Source organism: Erythrobacter sp. NFXS35, from assembly GCF_040148725.1.
Lineage (GTDB): Bacteria > Pseudomonadota > Alphaproteobacteria > Sphingomonadales > Sphingomonadaceae > Erythrobacter.
This window is the reverse complement of the sequence record NZ_JAGDEB010000001.1, coordinates 1,503,908-1,528,329: the sequence shown is the minus strand read 5'-3', so window position 1 is coordinate 1,528,329 and position 24,422 is coordinate 1,503,908. Positions and strand designations below refer to the sequence as shown.

Annotated in this window: 20 protein-coding genes; 11 read left to right on the top strand and 9 right to left on the bottom strand. The window is 63.2% G+C overall.

All coding sequences use genetic code 11. The annotated features are described in order from the left end of the window. Positions 1-71: 71 nt before the first annotated feature. Positions 72-1,580, bottom strand: a complete 1,509-nt coding sequence (locus J3454_RS07185) for a flavin-containing monooxygenase (protein ID WP_349513049.1) — start codon at positions 1,578-1,580, stop codon at positions 72-74. 333 nt (positions 1,581-1,913) lie between these two features. Here J3454_RS07185 and J3454_RS07180 point away from each other — a divergent pair, with 333 nt between their 5' ends. Continuing rightward, on the top strand, positions 1,914-4,514 hold the full coding sequence (locus J3454_RS07180) for a TonB-dependent receptor (RefSeq protein ID WP_349513048.1): 2,601 nt from the start codon (positions 1,914-1,916) through the stop codon (positions 4,512-4,514). A gap of 370 nt (positions 4,515-4,884) precedes the next feature. On the opposite strand, the gene J3454_RS07175 is transcribed toward J3454_RS07180, so the two are convergent. Further along, the gene (locus J3454_RS07175) at positions 4,885-6,048 is read right to left on the bottom strand and encodes an acyl-CoA dehydrogenase family protein (protein WP_349513047.1); all 1,164 of its coding nucleotides are present in this window, start codon (positions 6,046-6,048) and stop codon (positions 4,885-4,887) included. A 118-nt stretch (positions 6,049-6,166) separates the two neighbouring features. After that, positions 6,167-6,940 (bottom strand): crotonase/enoyl-CoA hydratase family protein, encoded by a 774-nt coding sequence (locus tag J3454_RS07170; RefSeq protein ID WP_349513046.1) that lies wholly within the window; start codon positions 6,938-6,940, stop codon positions 6,167-6,169. 144 nt (positions 6,941-7,084) lie between these two features. Between J3454_RS07170 and J3454_RS07165 the strand changes: the two genes are divergently transcribed. The 6 genes from J3454_RS07165 (at position 7,085) to bchJ (ending at position 13,965) form a co-directional block, all read left to right on the top strand. Beyond that, positions 7,085-8,353 carry an acetyl-CoA C-acetyltransferase gene (locus J3454_RS07165; RefSeq protein WP_349513045.1) on the top strand — a complete coding sequence of 423 codons (1,269 nt, stop codon included), beginning with the start codon at positions 7,085-7,087 and terminating at the stop codon, positions 8,351-8,353. Continuing rightward, positions 8,337-9,878, top strand: a complete 1,542-nt coding sequence (locus J3454_RS07160; protein ID WP_349513044.1) for a TLP1 C-terminal extension domain-containing protein — start codon at positions 8,337-8,339, stop codon at positions 9,876-9,878. The genes J3454_RS07165 and J3454_RS07160 overlap by 17 nt, the downstream gene beginning before the upstream one ends. Positions 9,879-9,980: 102 nt before the next feature. Further along, a complete protein-coding gene (hppD, locus tag J3454_RS07155; RefSeq protein ID WP_349513043.1) occupies positions 9,981-11,090 on the top strand; it encodes a 4-hydroxyphenylpyruvate dioxygenase in 1,110 nt (369 codons plus the stop codon). Then, positions 11,087-11,665, top strand: coding sequence for a VOC family protein (locus tag J3454_RS07150; RefSeq protein ID WP_349513042.1), 579 nt, complete (start codon positions 11,087-11,089; stop codon positions 11,663-11,665). The genes hppD and J3454_RS07150 overlap by 4 nt, the downstream gene beginning before the upstream one ends. Positions 11,666-11,753: 88 nt before the next feature. Further along, a complete protein-coding gene (gene bchE / locus J3454_RS07145) occupies positions 11,754-13,376 on the top strand; it encodes a magnesium-protoporphyrin IX monomethyl ester anaerobic oxidative cyclase (RefSeq protein ID WP_349513041.1) in 1,623 nt (540 codons plus the stop codon). 1 nt (position 13,377) lies between these two features. Then, positions 13,378-13,965 (top strand): bacteriochlorophyll 4-vinyl reductase, encoded by a 588-nt coding sequence (gene bchJ / locus J3454_RS07140; protein WP_349513040.1) that lies wholly within the window; start codon positions 13,378-13,380, stop codon positions 13,963-13,965. Between the two features lie 14 nt (positions 13,966-13,979). Here the strand turns inward: bchJ and J3454_RS07135 are convergent, their stop codons facing one another. After that, positions 13,980-14,924, bottom strand: a complete 945-nt coding sequence (locus J3454_RS07135; RefSeq protein ID WP_349513039.1) for a hypothetical protein — start codon at positions 14,922-14,924, stop codon at positions 13,980-13,982. Between the two features lie 232 nt (positions 14,925-15,156). On the opposite strand from J3454_RS07135, the gene J3454_RS07130 reads away from it, so the two are divergent. Genes J3454_RS07130 through J3454_RS07120 form a run of 3 tightly spaced genes read left to right on the top strand, consistent with a single transcriptional unit; the run spans position 15,157 to position 17,453 of the window. Next, positions 15,157-16,176: an AAA family ATPase gene (locus J3454_RS07130; RefSeq protein ID WP_349513038.1), complete on the top strand. Its 1,020-nt coding sequence runs from the start codon at positions 15,157-15,159 to the stop codon at positions 16,174-16,176. Between the two features lie 18 nt (positions 16,177-16,194). Next, entirely contained in the window at positions 16,195-16,467 is a 273-nt protein-coding gene (locus J3454_RS07125; protein ID WP_349513037.1) for a hypothetical protein, read from the top strand. Between the two features lie 59 nt (positions 16,468-16,526). Beyond that, complete coding sequence (locus J3454_RS07120) at positions 16,527-17,453, top strand: hypothetical protein (RefSeq protein WP_349513036.1); 927 nt, start codon at positions 16,527-16,529, stop codon at positions 17,451-17,453. A 204-nt stretch (positions 17,454-17,657) separates the two neighbouring features. Here J3454_RS07120 and J3454_RS07115 read toward each other — a convergent pair whose 3' ends face one another. From J3454_RS07115 to J3454_RS07105, 3 genes are all read right to left on the bottom strand, one after another. Next, positions 17,658-18,758: a GNAT family N-acetyltransferase gene (locus J3454_RS07115; protein ID WP_349513035.1), complete on the bottom strand. Its 1,101-nt coding sequence runs from the start codon at positions 18,756-18,758 to the stop codon at positions 17,658-17,660. 71 nt (positions 18,759-18,829) lie between these two features. After that, positions 18,830-19,663, bottom strand: a complete 834-nt coding sequence (locus tag J3454_RS07110) for a JmjC domain-containing protein (RefSeq protein WP_349513034.1) — start codon at positions 19,661-19,663, stop codon at positions 18,830-18,832. Between the two features lie 112 nt (positions 19,664-19,775). Next, the gene (locus J3454_RS07105; protein ID WP_349513033.1) at positions 19,776-20,318 is read right to left on the bottom strand and encodes a DUF2306 domain-containing protein; all 543 of its coding nucleotides are present in this window, start codon (positions 20,316-20,318) and stop codon (positions 19,776-19,778) included. Positions 20,319-20,420: 102 nt separating this feature from the next. On the opposite strand from J3454_RS07105, the gene J3454_RS07100 reads away from it, so the two are divergent. Beyond that, positions 20,421-21,344 carry a LytTR family DNA-binding domain-containing protein gene (locus J3454_RS07100; protein WP_349513032.1) on the top strand — a complete coding sequence of 308 codons (924 nt, stop codon included), beginning with the start codon at positions 20,421-20,423 and terminating at the stop codon, positions 21,342-21,344. A gap of 9 nt (positions 21,345-21,353) precedes the next feature. Here the strand turns inward: J3454_RS07100 and J3454_RS07095 are convergent, their stop codons facing one another. Together J3454_RS07095 and katG are read right to left on the bottom strand one after the other, a co-directional pair. Continuing rightward, positions 21,354-21,941 (bottom strand): GNAT family N-acetyltransferase, encoded by a 588-nt coding sequence (locus J3454_RS07095; protein ID WP_349513031.1) that lies wholly within the window; start codon positions 21,939-21,941, stop codon positions 21,354-21,356. 125 nt (positions 21,942-22,066) lie between these two features. After that, entirely contained in the window at positions 22,067-24,283 is a 2,217-nt protein-coding gene (katG, locus tag J3454_RS07090; protein ID WP_349513030.1) for a catalase/peroxidase HPI, read from the bottom strand. Positions 24,284-24,422 lie beyond the last annotated feature (139 nt).

Genomic DNA, 24,422 nt, shown 5'->3' with positions numbered 1-24,422 from the left:
CCAAGCCGGAGCCAAGCAAAAGAGATTCCTCGCGGCGCGGCGCAGATGCCCCCCGCCGCGAGGATGATCGGTTATTCAGCAGCTTCGAGCTCGGGCTCGGAAGGTCGTGCGATTGCGCCTGCGCGGGAGAATGTCAGGATGCCGTCGAGCAGCGGATCTGCCTTCATGCGCTTGCGATCCAGCACATATTCCTGATTGAGCCGCCACGGGTAGCTGACCGAATTGCGCGGCATGATGTGCTTGCCGCGCTGGATGTAGCCGCTGGAGAAATCGAACACGTCGTCTTCGGTGATGGCGGCCTCGCCTTCCGGGGTCAGCACCGGGGTCGCGATGGTTGTGCCGGTCGTGCGCATGTGTTCAAGCACCCGGCAGACGTAATCGGAATTGATGTCTGCGCGCAGAGTCCAGCTGGCGTTCAAATATCCGAACACCACCGCCAGATTGGGCAGGTTCGAGAACATGCAGCCCTTGTAATAGAACCGCTGGTTGAATGCGACCGGCTCGCCATCGACATGGATGGCGATCTTCCCGGCAACCGCCAGTTTCAGACCCGTCGCCGTGACGACGATGTCGGCGGGCAGAAAATCGCCGTTGGCAAGCCGCACGCCGCCTTTTTCGAAACCGGCGATGTGGCCCGTGACGATATCGGCCTTGTCTGCCTTCATCGCCTGGAACAGGTCTTCGTCGGGCACCAGGCACAAGCGCTGTTCCCAGGGGTTGTAGGGCGGCGTGAAGCTGTCCTTTTCGTAATCCGGGCCGAGCGCGGCTTCGATCTTCTTGTAGAGCGCGTCCTTCACCTTCTGCGGATTGTCGCGCGCCAGCTTGAAGCTGAAGTCCTGCATCTTGATGTTCTTGAACCGGGTGAGCCGGTAAGCGAGTTTTTCCGGCAGGACCTTGCGCAGGAAATTGGCGATGGCGTCCTTGGCGGGCCGCGTGAACATCCATGTGGGGGTGCGCTGGAGCATCGTGACGTGCGCGGCCTTCTCAGCCATTGCCGGGACGATCGTTACCGCCGTCGCGCCCGAGCCGATCACCACCACCCGCTTGTTCGCGTAGTCGAGATCTTCGGGCCAGAATTGCGGGTGAACGACTTGCCCTTCGAATTCCCCCAGATCGAAGCCCGGATCATAGGCTTCGTCGTAATCATAATAGCCCGAACCGAGATAGATGAAGTTCGCGGTCATGCGGGTGCGCGACCCGTCGGCCAGTTCCATCTCGACATGCCAGCGCGCGTCGGCATGGTGGAAATCGGCGCTGAGAACCTTGTGGCCGAAACGGATATGCTGGCGGATGCCGCGTTCGTCCACGATCCGATCAAGGTAGTCGAGGATTGCCGGGGCATCGGCGATCGACTTTTCATGCCGCCAGGGTTCGAAATCGAAGCCGAGCGTGTGCATATCGCTGTCCGAACGGATGCCGGGATAACGGAACAGATCCCAGGTTCCGCCGAGTTTGTCGCGCTGTTCGACGACGGCGTAGCTGTGATGCGGTGCCTTCATTTCCATATGCGCGGCCATGCCGATGCCGGAAATCCCGGCGCCGACGATCAGCACGTCGTAATCTGGCGGTGTGTTAGGCATGGGCCTCTCTCTCCCTTGTTGACACGGATGTAACCACACACGTCGGGCAAAAGCCAGCCTTGAATGGCAATCTGCAACTGAGTTTGGGGCCGATGCCGACGGCGCATCACCGATGGGGCGGTGGCAGCCGGGCTGCTGCGCCTGCGCAACTATGCTTCACAAATTCGGGTCACCATTATCTTCATGCTGCGCCGCAGCAAGCCATGTTGCATTTTTGCTACTCTTATTCAGAACTTTTCTATGACTCTTGTTAGGTGGCGGGACCCTGATAGGCTCTGCTTCACAAACCCGAGATCGGCGAAAAGTCGGCTGGATTGTGGAGAGAGGATCAACATGACACGCAAGCTTTCAGCTTTTGCTGGCGGCCTTATGGCCTGCAGCGCGCTTACCACCCCCGCCTTTGCCCAGGACGAAGTGCCCGAGGCGCCCCAGGTCAGGGACGACAACGTCATCATCGTGACCGCCACCCGCCGCGCGCAGGACGTGCAGGATATTCCCTTGGCGGTGACGGCGATCTCGCCCCAGCAGCTCGACAATCAAGGCGTGGTCAACATCCAGCAGATCTCGGCGCTGGCACCCAGCTTCACCAGTTCGCAGGCGCAGCTTGCCTCTGGCTCGGTCGTGTTGCGTGTCCGCGGGGTCGGCACAACTTCGAACAATATCGGCTTCGAAAGCGCAGTCGGCATCTTCGTCGACGGCGCCTACCAGTCGCGGCCCGGCGTCGCGCTGAGCGAATTCGTCGATGTCGAGCGGGTCGAAGTGCTGCGCGGGCCGCAAGGCACGCTGTTCGGCCGCAACACCTCGGCCGGGGCACTGACCATCACCAACGTCCGCCCGGATGTCACCGAATTCGGCGGCTTCGTGAATGCAGGCTACGGCAATTTCGACGAGATCAGCGTGCAAGGCGCAATCAACGCTCCGATCGTGAAGGATACGGTGGCAGTGCGGCTCACCGGTGCCTATCGTCAGCGTGACGGTTTCCTCGATGTGGTCGATCGCACCGGCACCAAGATCGGCGACACCAACGATGTCGACCAGTGGCTCGTACGCGGCCAGATCGGCTGGGACACCGATAGCGGCCTGCGCGGGCGCATCATCGCCGATTATTCCAAGAGCCAGTCGAGCTGCTGCGGTGCGATCGAACTGTATCAGTCTCCGCTGGTCACCGACGGAGACTACGCCGACGTCGGGCTCGGTGCCAATGGCGGTAACGGGCAGCCTTCGGTTTCCACCACGCGGCGTGATCAGGGTGCCTTCGAACAGGCGCTCGACAACCGTGTGGTCTCCGCCAATTTCGCGCCGCGCGCCGATGTCGACAATTATGGTATCACGGGCGAACTCGAGTTTCCGGTCTCGGACAGCGCAGACCTGATCTTCATCGGCTCTTATCGCAAGTATGAAAGCTCGGAGACCTACGATTCCGATTTCACCGGGCTCGACATCTTCAATGTCGTGCCGTTGAACCTCGAAATCGACACTTGGTCCGCCGAACTGCGGCTGCAGGGTGAGAGCCTGGGCGGCAAGCTGAACTACATGGTCGGCGGGTTCTATTCCGATGAGCAGATCGATCAGTCGGCGACCTTTGCATTGGGGGCGGATTTCGAGGAAAACTTCGGCGCACTTCTCGGCGCAAATTTTGGGCCGAACCCGCTGCAGCTGGTTCACAGCGAAACGCCAGGTGTGACGCCGGTTGACCCGGCTGGGACGCGGACTACGAATCGCTTCCAGCAGGATGCCAAAAGCTACGCGATCTTCACGCATAATTCGCTGGAACTGACCGACGGACTCGAACTGACAGTCGGTGCGCGCTATTCGTGGGAGGATAAGTCCGGCGGCTTCACCCAGACCGGGACAAACAACCAGGTCTGCCCTGCAACCTTGGCATCGCTTGGCACCGTTCCCAGCCTGTTTCCGGCAGGAACACCGGCAGAAATTATTCAGGCAACGGCCAACGCGTTCTTCGGCATTGGCTGCTTCGGTTTTGCCGCTCCGGCCGATCTGCCGCAGGCTGCCGTTTTGCCGCTGGTGCGGACGTTCCAGTCCGATTTCGACGATGAGGAACTGATCTACACCATCAATCTCGGCTATGAATTCAGTCCCTCGGTCAATGCCTATGCCAGCTTCACGCACGGCTACAAAGCGGGCGGCATCAACCTCGATACCACCGCTGCCGTGGCGGGCGCCGATCCGACCTTCCTGTCGGAAGAGGTCGACGCCTATGAAATCGGGCTCAAGGCGCAGACCGCCAACGGAAAGGCAAAGGTCAACATCGCGGCCTTCTACGAGGAGTTCAGCAACTTCCAGGTGCTCGAATTCACCGGAACGGCGTTCGCCACCTTCAACGTGCCCGTGGCGGAAAGCCGCGGGGTCGAAATCGAAGGCCTGCTCCGTCCGAATGACGAACTGACAATCAACCTCGGGGCGACCTTCCTGGAAGCGAGCTATCCCGACGATTGCGCCGGCACCCAAACCTCTGTTCAGGTGTTGTCGCTGTGCGGTTATGATCTGACCAACGCTCCGCGCATCATCGCGTTGCTGGGTGGTCTGTGGGAAAAGCCAATCAACGATACGACCGAGTTCTTCGTCTCTGGACAGGTTCGCATCGAAGACGATCAGCGCACCTCGACGCAGGCGATCATCCTGCCCGGCGCTGCTGAAATCGCCGCGGCCGGAGGGCTCCAGCAAGCGATCGACACTGCGCCGCCGATCATCGCCGACATTCAGGACGGCAAGGCCTTCGTCAACTTGCGTGCAGGCTTGCGCTTTGCCGGCGGCGCCTACGCGATCGAGGGCTGGGTCACGAACCTCACCGATGAAGTGGTGCGCGGGGTGACCTTCAACACCACATTGCGTGGGAGCGGGGCGGCGAATTCGCGCTCGGCCTTCGTCCTGCCGCCGCGCCAATACGGCGTGACGCTGCGCGCCAGGTTCTGACGCGCGTAACAAGTTAGCTCCGGAACGGAGCGGGAGAGGGGGCGGCTCGCGATAAGCGAGCTGCCCTTTGTCTTTTTTGTTTGCAGGCCTGCCTCCGCAGGCCTGTCCTGGGTGCGTTTCAAGCCGTCCCGGCTTGAGCACCTGCGGGCGCGCGGGCGCGCTTGCGACGCCTTCGGCGCCGTCACAGCGCGACCTGCAAGGCTTAAGGCGGGCACGAAAAAGGCGGCCCGTTGCGGGGGCCGCCTTTCTACATCGATCCTCGCACCAAATCGGTCGCGTTAGCGACCGCAAGGCCACGCGGCCGCCCCGCAGGTGCCCGGGGCGCAGCCCCGGAACAGCGCCGAGGACGTGCCCGCGGAGGCGGGCACGCTCACATAGAACGCGCGATCAGCATCTTCATGATCTCGTTCGAACCGCCGTAGATGCGGGCGATGCGGGTGTCGCGGTACATCCGGGCGATGGCATAATCGTTGATGTAGCCTGCGCCGCCATGGAATTGCAGGCATTTGTCGACGACCTCGCTCTGCAACTCGGTGACCCAGTATTTCGCCATGCTGGCAGTCGCCACGTCCAGCTTGCCTTCGAGCAGCTTGGCGATGCAATCATTGACGAACACCCGCGCCGCGGTGCCGCGCGCCTTGAGGTCGGCCAGCACGAACTGGGTGTTCTGGAAATCCCAGATCGTCTTGCCGAATGCCTTGCGGTTCTTGACGTAATCGACCGTCACATCGAGCGCCTTTTCGATACCGGTAATAGCGTTCATCGCGATCACCAGCCGTTCCTGCGGCAGTTCGCCCATCAGCTGATAGAACCCGCGCCCCTCGACCCCGCCGAGCAGATTGTCGGCCGGAATGAAGACGTTGTCGAAGAACAATTCGCTGGTGTCCTGCGCATCCAGCCCGATCTTGTCGAGCTTCTTGCCGCGCGCGAAGCCTTCCGCGCCTTCGGTTTCGAGCAGCAGCAGCGAAATGCCCTTCGCGCCCTCGGCCGGATCGGTCTTGGCGACGACGATGATGAAATCGGCAAGCTGGCCGTTCGAAATCCATGTTTTCGAGCCGTTCAGCCGGTAGCCGTTGCCGTCTTTCAAAGCGGTGGTCTTGATGCTTTGCAGGTCGGACCCGGCATCCGGCTCGCTCATCGCGATCGCGCTGACGAGGTCGCCGGTGACGAGACGCGGCAGGTATTTCTGCTTCTGCTCCTCGGTTCCGTGGCGCACCAGATAGGGCAGGATGATGGTGTTGTGGAGCGACGCGCCGAAGCCTTCGACGCCGTGCTTGGCCTGCTGGTCGATCACCACCATGTCATGCCGGAAATCGCCGCCGTGGCCGCCATAGGCTTCGGGAACCGACACGCCGAGCAGGCCCGCCGCGCCCGCCTCGCGCCAGAATTCGCGTTCGACCTGCCCGTCTTCGCGCCATTTCTCGATCCGCTTCTGCGGGGCGTGCTGCGCGTAGAACTTGCCGACTGCATCAGCAAAAATGGCGATTTCTTCTTCTTCCATGAAGGCCGGTTGCGGCACATCGATGACGGGCATTGTGGTTCCTCTCGCTCAATTCTCTATCTCGGTGCTCCCCCGCGCAGGCGGGGGGTCTCGGGCATTCGGCTCTGCGCTGGCGGCATGAGATCCCCGCCTTCGCGGGGACTTGCGCGCTTTACTTGCCCGTCCAATTGGGCTTGCGCTTTTCCGCGAACGCCGCCGCACCTTCGCGGGCGTCGTGGCTGACGAACACAGGGCCGATCAATTCGCCCTGCTTGGCGTAGCGGTCTTCCATCGCCCAGCCGCGCGATTGCTTCATCACCGCCTTGGACACCTTCACCGCCAGCGGGCCGTTGGCGGCGATCTTCGCAGCGAGCGCCTTGGCCGCATCGAGCGCGGGACCATCGGTCACTTCATTGATCATGCCGAGGCTGTAAGCGCGCTCGGCACCGATGAAATCACCGGTGAGCGCCAGTTCGAGCGCGATCCGTTCGGGAATCTGGTCGGGCAGCATCATCACGCCGCCCGCTGCCGCCACAAGCCCGCGCTTCACTTCGGGAATGCCGAATTTGGCATTGGCATTGGCGACCACCAGATCGCAGGCGATCATCAGTTCCAGCCCGCCAGCCAGTGCATAGCCTTCGACCGCGGCAATCAGTGGCTTGGCCGGAGGGGCCTGCACCACGCCGCCGAACCCGCGCCCTTCCACGCTGGGGGTTTCGCCGCGCAGGAAGCCCTTCAGGTCCATGCCCGAACAGAAGGTGCCGCCCGCGCCGGTGATGATGCCGACGCGCAGATCGTCTTCGGCATCCAGCCGGTCCATCGCTGCCGCAATGCCCTCAGCTGCGGCCTTGGTCATCGCGTTCTTGGCTTCGGGGCGGTTGATCGTGACGATCAGGACGCCGTCCTGAACTTCGGTCAAAACTTCTTGTGTGGCGGTTTCGCTCACGGTTCTCTCCCTTGGTAGCTTGGCCCTGACAGCTTGGGCCCTATCGAATTTGGCATTTCGAATTGAAACTCAATTCTTGTGCGAGTGGTGCAGGCGCTTTACGAACGCGTCAACCGCATTTTCAAGAGATCGGAGAGGATCACCATGGCAGACGCTTACATCATCGACGCAGTGCGCACCCCGCGCGGGATCGGCAAGCAGGGCAAGGGCGCGCTGGCCGCGCAGCATCCGCAGCACCTCGCCGCGACCGTGATGAAGGCGATCAAGGACCGCAACAATCTCGACACCAAGACCGTCGATGACGTGATCTGGTCGGTCAGCACGCAGGACGGAATGCAGGCGGGCGATCTCGGTCGCATGGCGGCGCTTGATGCGGGCTATGACATCACCTCGTCCGGCACCACACTCGATCGCTTCTGCGGCGGCGGGATCACCAGTGTGGCGCTGGCCGCCGCGCAGGTGATGAGCGGGATGGAGGATTGCGTCGTCGCAGGCGGCACCGAGATGATGAGCCTCACCGGCGCGATGGCGAAGGAGAAGATGCAGGCCGGGCTGAAGCCGCCGATGATGGGCAGCTATAACGAGCGGCTGCAGGCGGTTCACCCGCAGTCGCACCAGGGCATTTGCGGCGATGCGATTGCGTCGCTGGAAGGCTTCACCCGCGCCGAACTGGACGAAGTCGGCTACCGTTCGCAGCAACGCGCTGCCGAAGCGATGGCGGAAGGGCGCTTCGCCAAGTCGGTGGTGCCGGTGGTGGCGGATGATGGCACCGTGCTGCTCGACCATGACGAATACCCTCGTCCGCAGACCACGATGGACGATCTGGGCAAGCTGGAGCCGGCCTTTACCAAGATCGCCGACGTGCCGCTGGACGCGAGTGGCACCACTTTCCGGGGGCTGATCAACCAGAAGTATCCCGATCTGGAGATCGAGCACTTCCACCATGCGGGCAATTCCTCGGGCGTTGTGGACGGAGCGGCGGCCGTGCTCGTGACGAGCAAGGACTACGCCCAGAAGCATGGGCTGAAGCCGCGCGCGCGGATCGTCGCCACCGCCAATATGGGCGATGATCCGACGCTTATGCTGAATGCGCCGGTGCCAGCGGCCAAGAAGGTGCTGGCCAAGGCTGGGCTCACCACCGACGATATCGACCTGTTCGAAATCAACGAGGCTTTCGCGGTCGTCGCCGCCAAGTTCGTGCGCGATCTTCAGCTTGATTGGGACAAGGTGAACGTCAACGGAGGCTCGATTGCGCTGGGTCACCCCATCGGCGCCACGGGGTCGATCCTGATCGGCACCATCGTCGACGAACTGGAACGGCGCGGCGGGCGTTATGGGCTTGTCACCATGTGTGCGGCGGGCGGGATGGCCCCGGCGATCATCGTCGAGCGGGTGGATGGCTTTGCCGATTGACGTGCCGGACAACACCCCGGTGATCATCGGGGTGGGTCAATATTCGGAGAGGGTGGGCGAGCCGGGTTACGCCGCCCTGTCCTACATGGATCTCGGCGGACGGGCGCTGGCAGCGGCAATTGCGGATTCGGGTGCGAGCGGGTCGGTGGCGGGCGCCATCGACACCCTCGCTGCGATCCGGGCCTTCGAAATGTCGCGCCCGGACCGCGTGCCGCCGTTCGGAGCGCCGAACAATGTGCCGCGGGCTATCGCGAAGCGGGTCGGTGCGAACCCGACGCGGGCGATCCTGACCACCACCGGCGGGCAGACCAATCAGCAGTTGGTGGGCGAGTTCGCGGCGACCATCGCGGCGGGGAACAGCCACTGCGCGGTGATCGTCGGCGCCGAGGCGATCTCGACCGTGCTGGCGCTGTCGGCCAAGGACGAAAAGCCCGACTGGTCCGAGGACATCCCCGGCGATTTCGAGGATCAGGGCTTCGGGGTCGAGGAATTGCTGGAACCCGCGCTGTTCGCCCACGGCGCGAGCGGAGCGATCCCCCTTTATGCGCTGGCGGAAAATGCGCGGCGGGCGAAGCTGAGGTTGGGCCTTGCGGAGTACCGGCGGGAAATCGGCAAGCTGTTCGCGCCGTTCACCAAGGTCGCGGCGGCCAATCCGCACTCCGCCGCGCCGGTGGAGCGTAGCGCGGAAGAACTCGCCACCATTACCGACCGTAACCGAATCGTTGCCGAACCCTATCCGCGCATGACGGTGGCGCGCGATCAGGTGAACCAGGCTGCAGCCATCATCCTCGCCAGCGCCGGGCTGGCCCGCGCACTGGGCGTTCCGCAAGACAGGTGGGTGCATGTCCACGCTGTCACCGCCGCGACGGAACGCAAGCTGTCCGAGCGGCCCGACCTTGCCGCCAACCCCGCGTCGATCGCCAGCGTCGCAGCGGCGCTCGCACGGGCGAGCAAGACAATCGGCGAGATGCGCTATCTCGATTTCTACTCATGCTTCGCGATCCCCGTCTTCAACCAGTGCGACCATTTCGGCCTCGCGGTTGATGACCCGCGCGGGCTGACGCTGACCGGAGGCTTGCCGTTCTTCGGCGGGGCGGGGAACAACTATTCGGCCCACGCAATTGCAGAAGCCGTCCAGCGGGTGCGCGGCGACCGGGGCAGCTTTGCGCTGGTCGGCGCGAATGGCGGCTGGATGAGCAAGTATGCGTCTGGCATTTACTCGACCACGCCGGCTGACTGGGCCGCGAATGACCGTTTCGCCAGGCTGCCAAAGGCGACCGACTCAGTGCCGCTGGCACGCGGGCCGGTGGAGACGGCGACGGTCGAAACCTACACCATCAACCGCGTTCCGAAGGGCGATGAGGCGATCGTCATTGGCCGCAGCGATGCGGGTGAACGAGTGATCGCCAACGCCGACCTTGCCGACGCTGCCACCGCCGCGCTGTTCGAGGGCGGGGAGCCCTTCGGCGCGCGGCTCACGCTTGCGCAGGACGAAGGCGGGCGTTTGGCGGGACGGGTGGACTAACCTTAATTCATGGCCCGCACCGCGCCGCTATGCTTGCGCGAATCGGCGTTTGCGCGTATTTGGTTTCAATTGAAACTAAATGCTTGCCGGAGGAGTCCCCGCATGAACGCCCCGACCAAAGACCTGTTCGACAACCCCGCCGGCCTCGACGGCTTCGAATTCGTTGAGTTCTGCGCGCCCGAAAAGGGCGTGCTGGAACCGGTGTTCGAAGCGATGGGCTTCACCCGCGTGGCGCAGCACCGGTCCAAGGACGTGCACCTATGGCGTCAGGGCGGCATCAACCTCATCGCCAATTACGAACCGCGCAGCGCGGCCTGGTATTTCGCGCGCGAACATGGTGCTTCGGCCTGCGGGATGGCATTCCGGGTGCGCGATGCGGCCAAGGCCTATGCCCACCTGATCGCGCAAGGGGCAGAGCCGGTCGCCAATGATCCCGGACCGATGGAACTGCGCATCCCGGCGATCCGCGGCATCGGCGGCGCGATCCTGTACCTCGTCGACCGCTATGAAGGGGCAGGCAACAACCTCACCATCTACGACATCGATTTCGAATACCTGCCCGGCGTCGATCAGCATCCGGTGGGGGCGGGCTTCCACACGATCGATCACCTCACCCACAACGTTTACACCGGGCGGATGAAGTATTGGGCCGATTACTACGAGACCCTGTTCAACTTCCGCGAGATTCGGTTCTTCGACATCAAGGGCGAATATACCGGCCTTACCTCGCAGGCGCTGACCGCGCCCGACGGCAAGATCCGCATCCCGCTCAATGAGGAAGGCGAAGGCGGGAAAGGCCAGATCGACGAGTTCCTGAAGGCTTTCAACGGCGAGGGCATCCAGCACATCGCTCTCATCTGCGACGATCTTCCGGCATGCTGGGATCGCCTGCAAAAGCTCGGCGTGCCCTTCATGACCGCGCCGCCGGCCACCTATTACGAGATGCTCGACGAACGTCTGCCCGGCCACGGCGAGGACGTGGACAGCCTGAAGATGCGCGGCATTCTGCTGGACGGCACTACGGAAGGCGGCAGCCCCCGGCTCCTCCTCCAGATCTTCGCGCAGGCGCAGGTCGGCCCGGTGTTCTTCGAATTCATCCAGCGCAAGGGCGACGAAGGCTTCGGCGAGGGCAACTTCAAGGCCCTGTTCGAAAGCCTTGAACGCGACCAGATCATCCGCGGCGTGCTGAATGTCGAGGAACCGGCGCAATGACCCATCCAGTAAACCACCCGGTAAAGTTGGGGGGCATCCATCACGCCGCCTATCGCTGCAAGGACGCCAAGGAGACCGTGGAGTGGTACGCCCGTGTTCTCGGCATGACCTACACCACCGCGTTTGCGGAGGATCACGTGCCGTCCACGGGCGAGTACGATCCTTACATGCACATCTTCCTCGATGCGGGGAACGGCAACATCCTGGCGTTTTTCGAACTGCCGAACCAGCCGGAGATGGGCCGCGACGCCAACACCCCGCAATGGGTGCAGCATCTGGCGCTCAAAGTGCCCGACGAGGCCGCACTTCTCGCCGCCAAGGCGCATATCGAGGCCGAGGGCATCGACGTGCTCGGCCCGACGCATCACGGCATCTTCAAATCGATCTACTTCTTCGATCCCAACGGCCACCGCGTGGAACTGGCCGCCGATATCGGCACGGACGAACAATATGCCGAACTCGCCCGCGTTGCGCCTATCATGCTGGAGGAATGGTCGCAGACCAAGAAAGCCCCCCGTCACGCCGACTGGCTGCATGAACTGGCGCGCAAGGAACATGCTGAAAAGCAGGGCTGATCGCCTGTTGCGCTAATTTGATCTGACGCAAAGCGTAGCTGCGCACACTCCCCCATTCTGGACAAATCCAGTGAGGGGGAGTCGGCCCATGCGCATTCTGTTCGTTCATCCCAATTACCGTTCCGGCGGGGCCGAGATCGCAGGCACCTGGCCGCCCGCATGGGTGCCCTACCTCACCGGCCCGCTGCGCCGCGCCGGATTTGACGACATCCACTTCATCGACGCGATGACCGAAGGCCTGTCGGATGACGAGCTCGCCGCCCGCATGGCCGCGCTCCAACCCGATGTGGTCGGCACCACCGCGATCACCCCTTCAATCTACGCCGCCGAGCGTGTGCTCGAAGTCGCCGCGCTGACCGTTCCCGGCGCCGTGCGAGTGCTGGGCGGCATCCACGCGACCTTCATGTACGGGCAGGTTCTGGCCGAAGCACCGCATATCGACGTGATTGTGCGCGGCGAGGGCGAGGAGATTGCGGTCGAACTGTTCACCGCGATTGCCGAAGGCCGCTGGATTGCCGACCGCCGCAACATCCAGGGTTTGGCCTACCGCGACGGCGAGCAGATCATCGCCACCGAGGCCGCGCCCACGATCAAGGACATGGCCAGCATCAAACCCGATTGGGACATCCTCGATTGGGACCAGTACAAATACATCCCGCTGGGCACCCGCGTCGCCATTCCCAACCTCGCGCGCGGCTGCCCGTTCACCTGTTCGTTCTGTTCGCAATGGAAGTTCTGGCGCGATTACCGCGTGCGCGACCCGAAAGACGTGGTCGACGAAATTCAGGAACTGCACGAAAAGCACGGCGTCGGCTTCTTCATCCTCGCGGACGAGGAACCGACCATCAACCGCAAGGCTTTCATCAAGTTCTGCCAGGAGCTGATCGACCGCGGCCTGCCCGACAAGGTGAAGTGGGGCATCAACACCCGCGTCACCGATATCTACCGCGACAAGGAATTGCTTGGCTTCTACCGCAAGGCGGGCCTTGTCCATGTCAGCCTGGGCACCGAGGCGGCGGCCCAGATGAAGCTCGACCGGTTCAACAAGGAAACCAAGGTCGGCGAGAACAAGGAAGCCATCCGCCTGCTGCGCGAAGCCGATATTTTCGTTGAGGCGCAGTTCATCGTCGGCCTTGACAACGAAACGCCCGAAACGCTGGAGGAAACCTACCAGATGGCGTGGGACTGGCAGCCCGATCTCGCCAATTGGGCGATGTACACGCCGTGGCCCTACACGCCCTTGTTCGAAGAGCTGAAGGATCAGGTCGAGGTCCACGATTTCTCGAAATACAATTTCGTCACTCCGATCATGAAGCCCGCCGCGATGGAGCGCGGGGAACTGCTCAACGGGGTGATGAAGAACTACCGCCGGTTCTATATGCAAAAGGCGCTGTTCCACTATCCGTGGCGTGGCACCGGCTTCCGGCGGCGATACCTGCTAGGGTGCCTCTATGCCTTCCTCAGGGCCGGGTTCAAGCGGACGTTCTACGATCTCGGCAAAGCCGGATATTGGGGGCCGCAGACATCGAAGAAGGTCGATTTCCATTTCGACGAAAGCCGAGCGGCGGCAGCCGATGCCGCGACCGATTGGGAAACCAATGCCGACAAGGCCGCGCAGGCACAGGAACGCCGCGATGCGGTGCGGGCGCAGATGAAAGCGCGCGGGCAAGAGCGTGCGGCAGGGCGCGTGCAGGACCGGCTGGAGCTGTGATGTGGACAGCGCACCTGTTGCGGCGCTGATCGGACCAAACGCCGTGCTGCAGGCGGTCGCGGTGATGGAGGAATGCCTGGGCCATGCCGAGACCCGAGCGATCCTCGCCGACGCCCGGATCGATCAGTTGCCTTCGGGAGAGTCCATGATCCCCGAGATCCACGCGCTGAGGCTTCATCGCTGGCTAGCGCTGCACGATCCGCTCGGCAGTTTCACCATCGCAGAAGAAGCGGGCAGTCGCACCGCCGATTACATCATCGCCAACCGCATCCCCAAACCTGCCGTCTGGCTGCTCGGGCACCTGCCCGCGCGCCTTGGCGCACCGCTGCTAATGGCGGCGATCCGCAAACATGCGTGGACGTTTATCGGCGCGGGCGTGTTTGCACCGCAAGGGGCGTGGCGTTTCAGCATAGATCGCAGCGCCGCCGGTGACGTCATCCCGCCGCCCGAGAGCCTGTTTCTCTGGTACGCGGCGGTGTTCACGCGGCTCTATCAGCGTCTGGTCGCCGAGGATTGCATCTGCTGTGTCGAGGCCACCACGGGCGGCGACCCGCGTGCGCGGCGTTACCGGATCGCACGCGGCGGCTGAGCCGGGCCGTCGCCCTATTCCTGCCGGTCAGCGCAGAACAGCCGGATTTCGCGCCGCTCGACATCATAGGTCAAGCGCGAACAATGCGCGATCTGGTCGTGGCCGATCCGGGTCAGCAGATCGGGCTTGCCGCGCCCTTTGCGGCGGCTGACGAGGATCTGGCCTTTCCGGAAGCGCGGATCGTTTTCGCCGATCTCGCCCACCCGTTTGGGGTCGCCGTAATCCTCCACCCGCACCGCGAATTTGTCGATCAGCAACTCGCCCAGTTCCAGCGGCCGGGCGATACGCATGGTCCGGGTCGGGCGTTCGACCGCGAAGTCCATGATCGCGGTGCCGTCCGAACCCGGCACGAACCCGCCGTCGAGATGGGTCGCGATGAAATTGGCAGTGGGCGCGGTGATCAGGTTTTCGGCCCGTTCGGGCACGAACACCATCATCAGCCGCCTCTTGCCCACCGTCACCTCGGTGCCGAGCCGGGCATTATTGCGCCCGCCTGCCCGTGCCAGCGTGAAGATATGAGTCCGCTCGCCGGAAACGGGTGCCGCAAGTTCGAAGGTGATGCGCTTGTGCGGCAGGTTGTGCACGCCGATCAAACCATCGGCGCGGGTCGAGACCGGACGATCCGCCCAGCTGATCGTCATCGTCTGGGCCCCGGCGCCGAAATCGATCGTTTCCACGCTGCTCCAGCCGGGTACCGAGACGGGGCCAAATAGCCACCCGCGCTGTCCCGTCGCGACCAGTTGCAGCCGGGCGGCAAGATCGGGATTGACGATCGGCGGGCCGAACGCCTCGGCGCTGACTTCCAGACGGACCGGCGCGCCGTTCAGCAGCACTTCGATGAAGGCATCACCGCGCAGCGCCAGTTCGTCGGGGAGGGCAGAAGCCTGGGCAGCGCGGGCTCGATCCGAAGGCAGGAGCGCTATCGCCAGCGCCATCATGATCAAAAGCCGAACATACATGAGGTAGGCCTCCGATGCCTGGAGCGGCAGGCTATCGGCTTTGTGCGGGCCGGGCAAGTCGCCCGCGTCCGAGCGTTTTCCCCGCTGGCACCAATGCCGCATTCCGGTTTCATCAGGCCTTCGGCTCAGATGGCTTGACCGCCTCCGCCGCGCCGCAATCCGTCCATCCAAGGCCGCAGCTAAGCTGAAAGAGGCGCTTGATGCGCTTCACGCCGCGCAGGGCGATGATCCGATGGTCTTCGGCGTGGTCGATAGCGACGCGGTTTCCGCCGTGGTCGCCGATTGGACCGGCATTCCGGTCGGGCGGATGGTCAAGGACGAAATCCGCTCCACGCTCGACCTTGCCGAACGGATGAAAGCGCGCGTGATCGGACAGGATCACGCGATGGACGCGATCGCCAAACGCATCCAGACCAGCCGCGCCAAGCTCGATAATCCGAACAAGCCGGTCGGCGTGTTCATGCTGTGCGGCCCGTCAGGCGTCGGCAAGACCGAGACTGCAGTGGTGCTGTCCGAACTGCTGTTCGCGGGTGAGGAATCGATGATCACCATCAACATGAGCGAATTTCAGGAGGCACACACCGTCTCCACGCTCAAGGGCGCGCCGGCTGGCTATGTCGGTTACGGGCAGGGCGGGGTGCTGACCGAAGCGGTGCGGCGGCGGCCCTATTCGGTGGTGCTTCTCGACGAGGTCGAAAAAGCCCACCCCGACGTGCACGAGATGTTCTTCCAGGTGTTCGACAAGGGCTTCATGAACGATGCCGAGGGGCGGTATATCGATTTCAAAAACACCCTGATTCTGCTCACCAGCAATTGCGGCACGGACCTGATCATGGACATGACCTCCGATCCCGAACTGGCGCCCGAGCCCGAGGCGATGGCCACCGCGCTGCGTCCCGAACTGCTCAAGGTGTTTCCGCCCGCGTTGATCGGGCGCACCGTGCAGCTGGCGTATGTGCCGCTCAGCCAGGAAATGCTGGGCAGGATCGTACGCATCCAGCTCGACCGGATCAAGAAGCGCATCCAGAGCAACCACAAGATTGCTTTCACCTACGGCGATGACGTGATCGAATACATCGTCGCGCGCTGCACCGACGGGGATTCGGGCGGGCGCATGATCGACAACATCCTGACCAACACGATGCTGCCGGAAATGTCGGTGCAACTGCTCGAAAAGCAGATGGACGGCGAAGCGGTGACGCGGATCGAGGTATCGGCGGGCGAGAGCGGGTTCGTTTACGGGTTCGGGTGAGCAAGACGGGGGATGCAGATGAATGATGAAATTGATCTCGGCGGGCGCTACTTCGCGCGGGCGATGCCGCGCAACATGCTCAACCACATTCAGGAAGGCGCCGAAATACGGGTCACCTTTCTCGATGCAACAGACGTCTCCTTCGAAATGATCAGGGACAACGGATCCTATCCGAAACGCAACATGCGAATTGCGCGCATGCTATTTCGCGAACATTTCATGGTACATATTCAAACGCTTCCGAGCCGCGGTTATGTCAAATCGAAGCATTTCGACTTTCGTTACAAGTGAACGTGCGCGCGTAATGTGCAGGCGCCTGGCCGATGTCCAGGTGAGAAAGGGACTAGACGATGGCAACCAGCAGGAAAGTCAATACGAGCCTTCTCGATACCTTCTCCGTCGCCAAGATGTGCGTCGATGCCGCACGGCCGAGGGCGCTGCTTGAGAACACCCGATCGGAATGGAAGACCGACAAAAGCTACAAGGATGACTGGCTGTTTTCCACCGCCTACAAGGTCCTCCCTTGGAAAGCGCCTCCTGGTACCCAAGAGATCGAAACCGACCATGAGCAGGTCAAGAAGCGAACCTTTACCCTCGCATCAAGTTATCAAGCCACTTTCTACAGGAAACTCATGGAAAGTCCTGTCGCTGCCGACAAGTATGCAGACAGCCTCGTGAAGATGGCTGCCGATGCCAAGGATCTCTACCTGGAGGCTCTGAAGGACACACGCAAACTCAATCAGGAAGTGGCAAACTACTGGACCGAGCACGTCATTGCTCTGAAAAGTCTCAAGACTTTCGGAGGCTTGGCCGCCACTCTGTCGGGGGGGCCAGCGGCCGCAATCGTGACGGCCCAGGGTTGGGCAAGCGCCGGGATCGAACTCGTTCAGGCCACATCGCTGGGCCAGGCGGGGCTGGTCGTGGGCTTGAAGGCCAGCCAAAAGGCATCGGACAAGGTGGTCGGGAAATTCGCCGAAAATGCCGCCATGACCCACTTCAAGAACGCCAACGTTACCTGGAAGCTGGCACAGGAAGGGCAGGCGCAAATGGACGAGGTCGGAGCCAAGATGCTAGGCAAGAGGTCTCCCAAGAAACTTGCCAAACTTGCCCGGAAAATGGACCATATCGAGGCGCAACGCGCGAGCAAGCTCGCGAGCACGAGCCGATCTCTGACCAAGGCCAAACTGAGCCGCAAGCTGATACCTGCTAGCGTGACCATCCTCTTCGCTCTCGCCGATGTGCGCGAAATAATTGAGGAGTATGCGACGCTTGATTGACCTCCTGCCGGTGCTGGACAAGCGCCGTCAGTCCCAATCGCTCGTCCGCCCCCGTAGCGTTCCGTTTCGGTGAGGGGGTCTTTACCTCGCGCCGGTCCAACACCTTGCGCAGCAGCACTTCGAACCCGGCGTCGATATGATCATGTCATCATCCGTCTCGAAATTGGGAGACGGGCCGCACAGCTTCCGGAATGTTGTGGGCGGTCAGCGACCCCTGCGGCCCCGCCAGCGCGCTTGCGCCTTCAGCATGGCCGCGAACAGCGCGCGGCGCCGGGTGCCGCCGATCGCAACGGCAAAGCTGCCCAGTTCCCGGCGGTCCGGCCAGAACGCGTCGCTCGGCGTGTCCGGTGGGTTGCAGGTGTCGAACAGCAGCGGTGCGTCCCCGTCCAACAGGCGCAAGACGCGGCGCATCAACAGGCGGCCCGGTGCCAGCGGGCGCAATGCCTCGTCATAGGCCATCTTGAACCCGTAGCCGTGGCCCTGCGCGACGAACCAGCACGTCATGGCGATGATATCGTCGCCCGCCCGCAGGCTTGCGAGCCGCACCGCACCGACCCGCTGACCATGGCGGATCGCTTCGCGGAACAGGCCGGCGGTCGCAGCGCTGCTGGCGAGCGCGCTGCCCGCACGGCCTTTCCATCCGGCCCGTTCGAGCGCGAGAAAAGCGCCGATCCAGACCTCGGTTTCTTCCGCATTGGTGTGCAGCAACAGGCTGACAGGGCCCATTGCCTGCTCCAGCCGCTGCTCCAGCGTGTCGAGCCGTTTCTCCAGCTTACGGTTGGCGCGTGGATGGGAAGCCGCCTTGCCTTGCGGAATGCGGGCCGGTCGTTCGAACCGTTCGGTGCAGTGAATCAGGCGACCCTGCTCCGCACACAGGCTGGTCAAGGCGGCCGTCCCCGGATCGTCGAGCGGCAAAGCGTGGCAGCACAGCCCCAGCGCGATCCCCGGCCGATGATCGAGGTGGGCCAGCAAGGCCTGCCAGAAGGCCCGCTGCGCGCCCGGCAAAATCATTGGCGATCCGAGGAACTGGTTGGTCGCGTGCCAGCCGTGGAAACTTGGCAGAGGGCAGCGACCGAGAGCGGCTTCGAAGGTGATCGGCAACACGCCCAGCCATTCATTGGAGGCCTGCCGCACCACCGCTAGTTTTACTGATGCATCCGTACCGCAGTGCCGCAGCGCAGGTTCCATGAACCAGTCCTGCGCGAAGATATTGCCCGGAGCAGCGCGCGCACTCAGCCGCGCCCAGCGTGCGCGTTCGCCTGCAGGCAGACCGGCGGGCGCGAGGACATCAACCGACAGCGGCACCGCACTTTCTTGCGGTGAGTGTGCGTTACGAGTCGCCCCGGCCGGCGTGAAAGTGCTTTGAACATCATACTTCATAGCAGCCCCACCCGCTGACCGATCCGGCTGGCTGCCGCCCGCAGCCACGGGACTCGGGCGGCAGCGGCTGGATCATAATATGGTAGCCCGATCCGCCGCAGTGCCGGGTTCAGCGCCAGCGCGTCGGCCTCTGCCCGGCTCGCGCGGGTCTGCCATGTAACCGACAGCGATACCGACGGTGTGTCCCCGGCATGCACCCAGTGCGGCGCTGCATAGGGCACGAACAACGCATCGCCGGGCGCGAGCATATGTTGTTGCCCGGCTGCCGCGAACCCCGGCTCCCAGCCCAGCATGTTTGCGCCTGAAACATGAAATGCCTCGCGTGCGTCAAGATCGACGAACGGCGGCGCGGGCGGATAGGTCGCGAACACCTTGTCTCCGGCGATCTGGAATAGGATGTTGTATTCGGCATCGAAGTGGAATGGCGTGTGGGTGCCGGGCGCGGAGATGAAGGCAAAGCCCTTCACATCGCGCACTGGGCCGCTGGCGGGGGTGATGACCGGGGCGAGTTCGGCCAGCAGGCGATGGAGCAGCGCCCGGTAGTCCGGCAATTGCTCGATACAACGTAGCATGATCCACGCCGCGTCGATCCCGCCTTGTGCGATTGCATCGGCGCTGTCGCGCTGGTCGCCCGACATGCGGAACGCCGCGCCATCTTCGGCGTCATGCACCCGCTTTTCGACATGGGTGGGCGGAAGCGCGCGGGCGGCCTCGGCCAATGCGGCATGGGACAGCAACGGCTCGGCGGCGAGCTTATGCTGCAAGCGCCCTGCTGCATGCGGATAGCACGCAGCAAGGCGCGGAAGTGACGATGGGTCGATCAGCGTCATGACAGCGGCCCTTGGCGATAAAACCATAATCAATATCAGAGCTTTAGGCGGGAACCGGTGAAAGCCTCGTTAACGCTTTGCGGAATGTGCGGGGCACGGGTGGGCGGGATGCTCAACCCAGCAGCATCACGTTCATCAGGCGTCCGGGCAGGACGAAGGCGAAGATGCCAGGGATCATCAGTGCTGTCAGGTACGTCAGGACAAGGTGGTTCTTGTGCGCCTTGAAGTCACCGCGCCGGGCTGTGGCAATGGTCTTCCACGCGGCATGGAATGTCACCGGGATAAAGACATGGATGAAGCTGAAGCCGCCCGAAGACTGGATGAAAATCGCCGATGTCGCGGTGATCAGCATCAGCGCCAGCCACAGCTTGCCCAGCTGCTTGTGGAGCGCCGTGCCCTTGCGGGCGAGCAGCAGATACCCGCCTAAGGGGATCGTCGGCAGCACGGTCGCGACATGAATGATAACCGGCAGCTTGTTGTAGTGGTGGAGATTGTCGACCATGCCGAGCCCCGCTCGGCCGAGTGCCACCAGCACAGCAAAACTCATGGTAAAGCAGGCGAGGCTGACGGCGGTGCGGGCCACAGGGCCGATATCGAAACCTTGCGCTGCCGGAGCAGCAAGACGGGCGGCGAAGGGCAGCGAAAGAGCGTTCATGGCAGATTTCCTCAAGGGTCGATTGGTGCTTCCCTGCCGAGAATGTCGCAGGCCCGTTTGCGGACAACCGCGACTGCGCCGATGGCGCAATGCTTGCGTGAAATGTCCCGCAAATCGGCACCTTGCCACTTTACGAAGCGTGAACTGGCAGGCACCTACGAGGTGATGGATCAATCGCTCCCCCCGCAGCGCCGCCAGTTTATGCGGCGGATCGTGATCGATCTGGCCGTGATGGTGGCGATCGGGGCATTTCTCGGCGTGCTTGGACCGTTCGGCAGCATCGACGCGCCGCTGCCGGTGCGGATCGTCAGCTGGGTCGGGTTCGCTCTGCTGGGCTATGTGTTCTACCGTCCGATGGACCCGCTGGCGACTTGGGCGCATCGAACGCTCGATTTGCCACGCTGGGCGTTGCTGATCGGAACCTGCCTGATCGCGACTTTCCCGATGTCCTTTGCGATCATCGCCATAGTCAGCTTGCCGGACGCGCCATCATGGCCGGGCCTGGAATCGGCGATGGCGACCTATTTATCGGTGCTGGTGATCGGCGGCGCCGTGACGGCGTTCTTCAATCTCGCCAGGCCGGGTGAACGCGATGCTGCCGCTGTCCCGCCCCCGATGGCCGCCCCCGGCCCGATGCCCGCGCCCATGCTTTCGCCGGTTTTTGCCCCGGCCACGGCACCGGCACCCGCCCCGGCACCCAGCCCGCCTCCGGCGCCCAACCCGCTGTTCGACCAGCTACCGCCTGAACTGGGCAGCGACATCATCGCGCTGGAAATGGAGGACCACTATGTCCGCGTCCATACGGCATTGGGATCGGCGCTGGTGCTGATGCGGCTGCGCGACGGAATCGCGCTGGTGGGCGATCTGGAGGGGATGCAGGTGCACCGCAGCTGGTGGGTGGCGCGCGGCGCGGTGGAGGACATCATTCGCGAGGGGCGCAACGTCCGCCTGAAGCTGGCGCGCGGGATCGAGGCCCCGGTGGCCCGCGCCAAACTCGCCGAATTGAAGGACGCACGCTGGATCTAGACCGGAGATCTAACCGCGCGCGGCGCGATACATCGGCACCATGACCGGCGATGTGCCTGCCTGAATCTCGCCCATCACCGCGAACCCGTGCCGTTCATAGAGCGATATGTTGCGGGGGTTCGACGATTCCAGGTACGCGGGCAGACCGGTTTCGTCGACGACTGCCAGGGCGTGCTTCATCAGGGCAGCTCCCAAACCCTGTCCGGTTGCGAAGGGATCGGCGGCGATCATCGGCAGGTACCAGCACGGCGCTTCCGGGTGATAATTTTCCATCTGCGCCATGAATGCGCCGATTTCCTCCAACCGTTCCGGTGCAACGCTCTGCGCGGCGAGCAGCATCATCCGTTCGGAATCGGGCTCGACCTCGGGCGGCAGCCACATTGCAGCGGCGCGCCGGCAGGCGGTCTCGTAGACGCTGCCATGCGCAAATCCGTTGCCACCGAAGGCGTCGACGAATTGCGGCTGAACCTCGAAATATTTGGCCGGATCGGGCCACACCCAGCGCGCGACCGGATCGGTTGCGAAGCCAAGAGTGATGGTACGCGAAATCGCCTCGCGGCGATCTTCGCTTGCCGCGTCAACTCCGACCGGTTGCATCGATTAATCCTCCCGCCACCTCATACCCGCTGGCCAGCATAGAAGCACGGCGCAGGATCGCAAACCGGCACGAAAAGGCCCCCGGTATCGCTACCAGGGGCCTTCATGGTTCAAGCCGTCACACCTCAGTGATACTTGGCGTAGCTCACATCGAAGCGGTCAGCGTTCATCACCTTGTTCCAGGCCGAGATGAAGTCGCACACGAATTTGCCCTCGCATCCGCTTTCGGCATAGACCTCGGCCTGTGCGCGCAGCTGCGAGTTCGATCCGAACACCAGATCGGTGCGGGTCGCACGCCACTTTTCCGCGCCGGTAGCGCGGTCGGTGCCGACATATTCCTCGTCCCCGCTTTCATCCACGGGCGACCACTTGGTCCCCATGTCGAGCAGGTTGCGGAAGAAGTCGGGGGTGAGCTTGCCCGGGGTCTCGGTCAGCACGCCGATTTTGTAGCCGTGATGCGCGTGCTTGCTTACCGCGCCCAAGGCCCGAAGTCCGCCGACCAGCACCGTCATTTCCGGGATCGACAGGCCGAGCAGATGCGCCCGGTCGATCAGCATTTCCTCGGTCTTCACGCTGGCCTTGGTCTTGAGATAGTTGCGGAAGCCATCGGCGAACGGCTCCATCGGTTCAAAGCTGGCCGCGTCGGTGTGGTCTTCGGTCGCATCGCCGCGCCCGCCCATGAATGGCACGGTCACGTCGAACCCGGCATCCTTGGCCGCCTTCTCGACCGCTGCCGAGCCTGCCAGCACGATCGCATCGGCCATGCTGAGGTTGCCGCGATGCTGTTCGATGGTGTCCAGCACCTTGCCCAGTTCCTCGGGATCGTTGACCGCCCAACCGCGCTGCGGTTCCAGCCGCACGCGCGCGCCGTTGGCGCCGCCGCGATGGTCGGAATTGCGGTAGGTCGAGGCCGAAGCCCACGCCGCTTTGACCAGTTCGCGCACTGACAATCCGCTGCCGAGGATCGCATCCTTGAAGCGGGCGATGTCCGCATCCGAAGGCACGGTGCCTGCGGGAACCGGGTCCTGCCAGATCAGGTCTTCGGCCGGGACTTCGGGGCCCATGTACCGGATCTTCGGCCCCATGTCGCGGTGGCACAGCTTGAACCATGCGCGCGCAAAGGCATCGTCCAGCGCCGCCTGGTCGTTCAGGAATCGCTCGGAAATCTTGCGGTATTCGGGATCGCGCTTCAGCGCCATGTCGGCGGTGGTCATGATCGTCGGCACCTTCTTCGACGGGTCGCGCGCGTCAGGGGCCATGTCCTCGGGATCGGGGTTGATCGGGGTCCACTGGTTGGCCCCTGCAGGCGACTGCACCAGCTCGAATTCGTACTTGAACAGCAGCCGGAAATAGTCGTTGCCCCACGCGGTTGGGTTGGGCGTCCACGCACCTTCGATGCCGGAGGTGGTGATGTTGCCGTTGGCGATCTCCTCCTCGTCGTTCAGCCAGCCGAAGCCCATCAGGTGCAGGTCTTCGCTTTCCGGAGCGCCGCCGAAGGTATCGGCCGGGTGCGCGCCGTGGCACTTGCCGAAGGCGTGGCCTCCGGCGGTCAGCGCGACGGTTTCCTCGTCGTTCATCGCCATCCGGGCGAAGGTTTCACGCATGTCGCGGGCCATGCCTTCGGGGTCATGCGGGTTGCCCTGCGGCCCTTCGGGATTGACGTAGATCAGGCCCATCTGGATTGCGGCGAGCGGGTTTTCGAGCGCGCGACCTTCCTTGGGGTGGATGCGGGTGGCAACGCCTTCATTGACCCACTGCTCCTCGGTACCCCAGTAGACGCTTTCAGGTTCGAACACGTCCGCGCGTCCGCCGCCGAAGCCGAACACCGGCCCGCCCATCGATTCAATCGCCACGTTGCCTGTGAGGATGAACAGGTCGGCCCAGCTGATATTCTTGCCGTATTTCTGCTTGATCGGCCACAACAGGCGGCGCGCCTTGTCGAGGTTGCCGTTGTCGGGCCAGGAATTGAGCGGAGCAAAGCGCTGCTGACCGGAGTTGGCACCGCCGCGCCCGTCACCGGTGCGGTAAGTACCTGCGGCGTGCCACGCCATGCGGATGAAGAACGGGCCGTAATGCCCGTAATCCGCCGGCCACCATGGCTGGCTGTCGGTCATCAGTGCGGTGAGGTCAGCCTTCAGTGCATTGTAATCGAGCGCATTGAAAGCCTCGGCGTAATCGAAATCCTCGCCATAGGGGTTCGCGCTCTTGCCCTGCTCGGTCAGAATGTCGAGCTGCAGCGCATCGGGCCACCAGTCGCGGTTGGTGCGGCCCAGCAGGTTGCGCATTTCGCTCGATCCGTGGAACGGGCATCCGCCGCTCATTTCTCCGGTCTTGGCATCCATGATCGTGTCTCCTCTCGCCTGTTATCTATTCAGACTCGCCCCGCTGGGGTGAGCCTATGGCGAGAAGATTACGCTTTCAGGATGGTGCGTCCAATCGATTAATGCGCGGCGATTGATTGGCTCAACCGATTACACGATC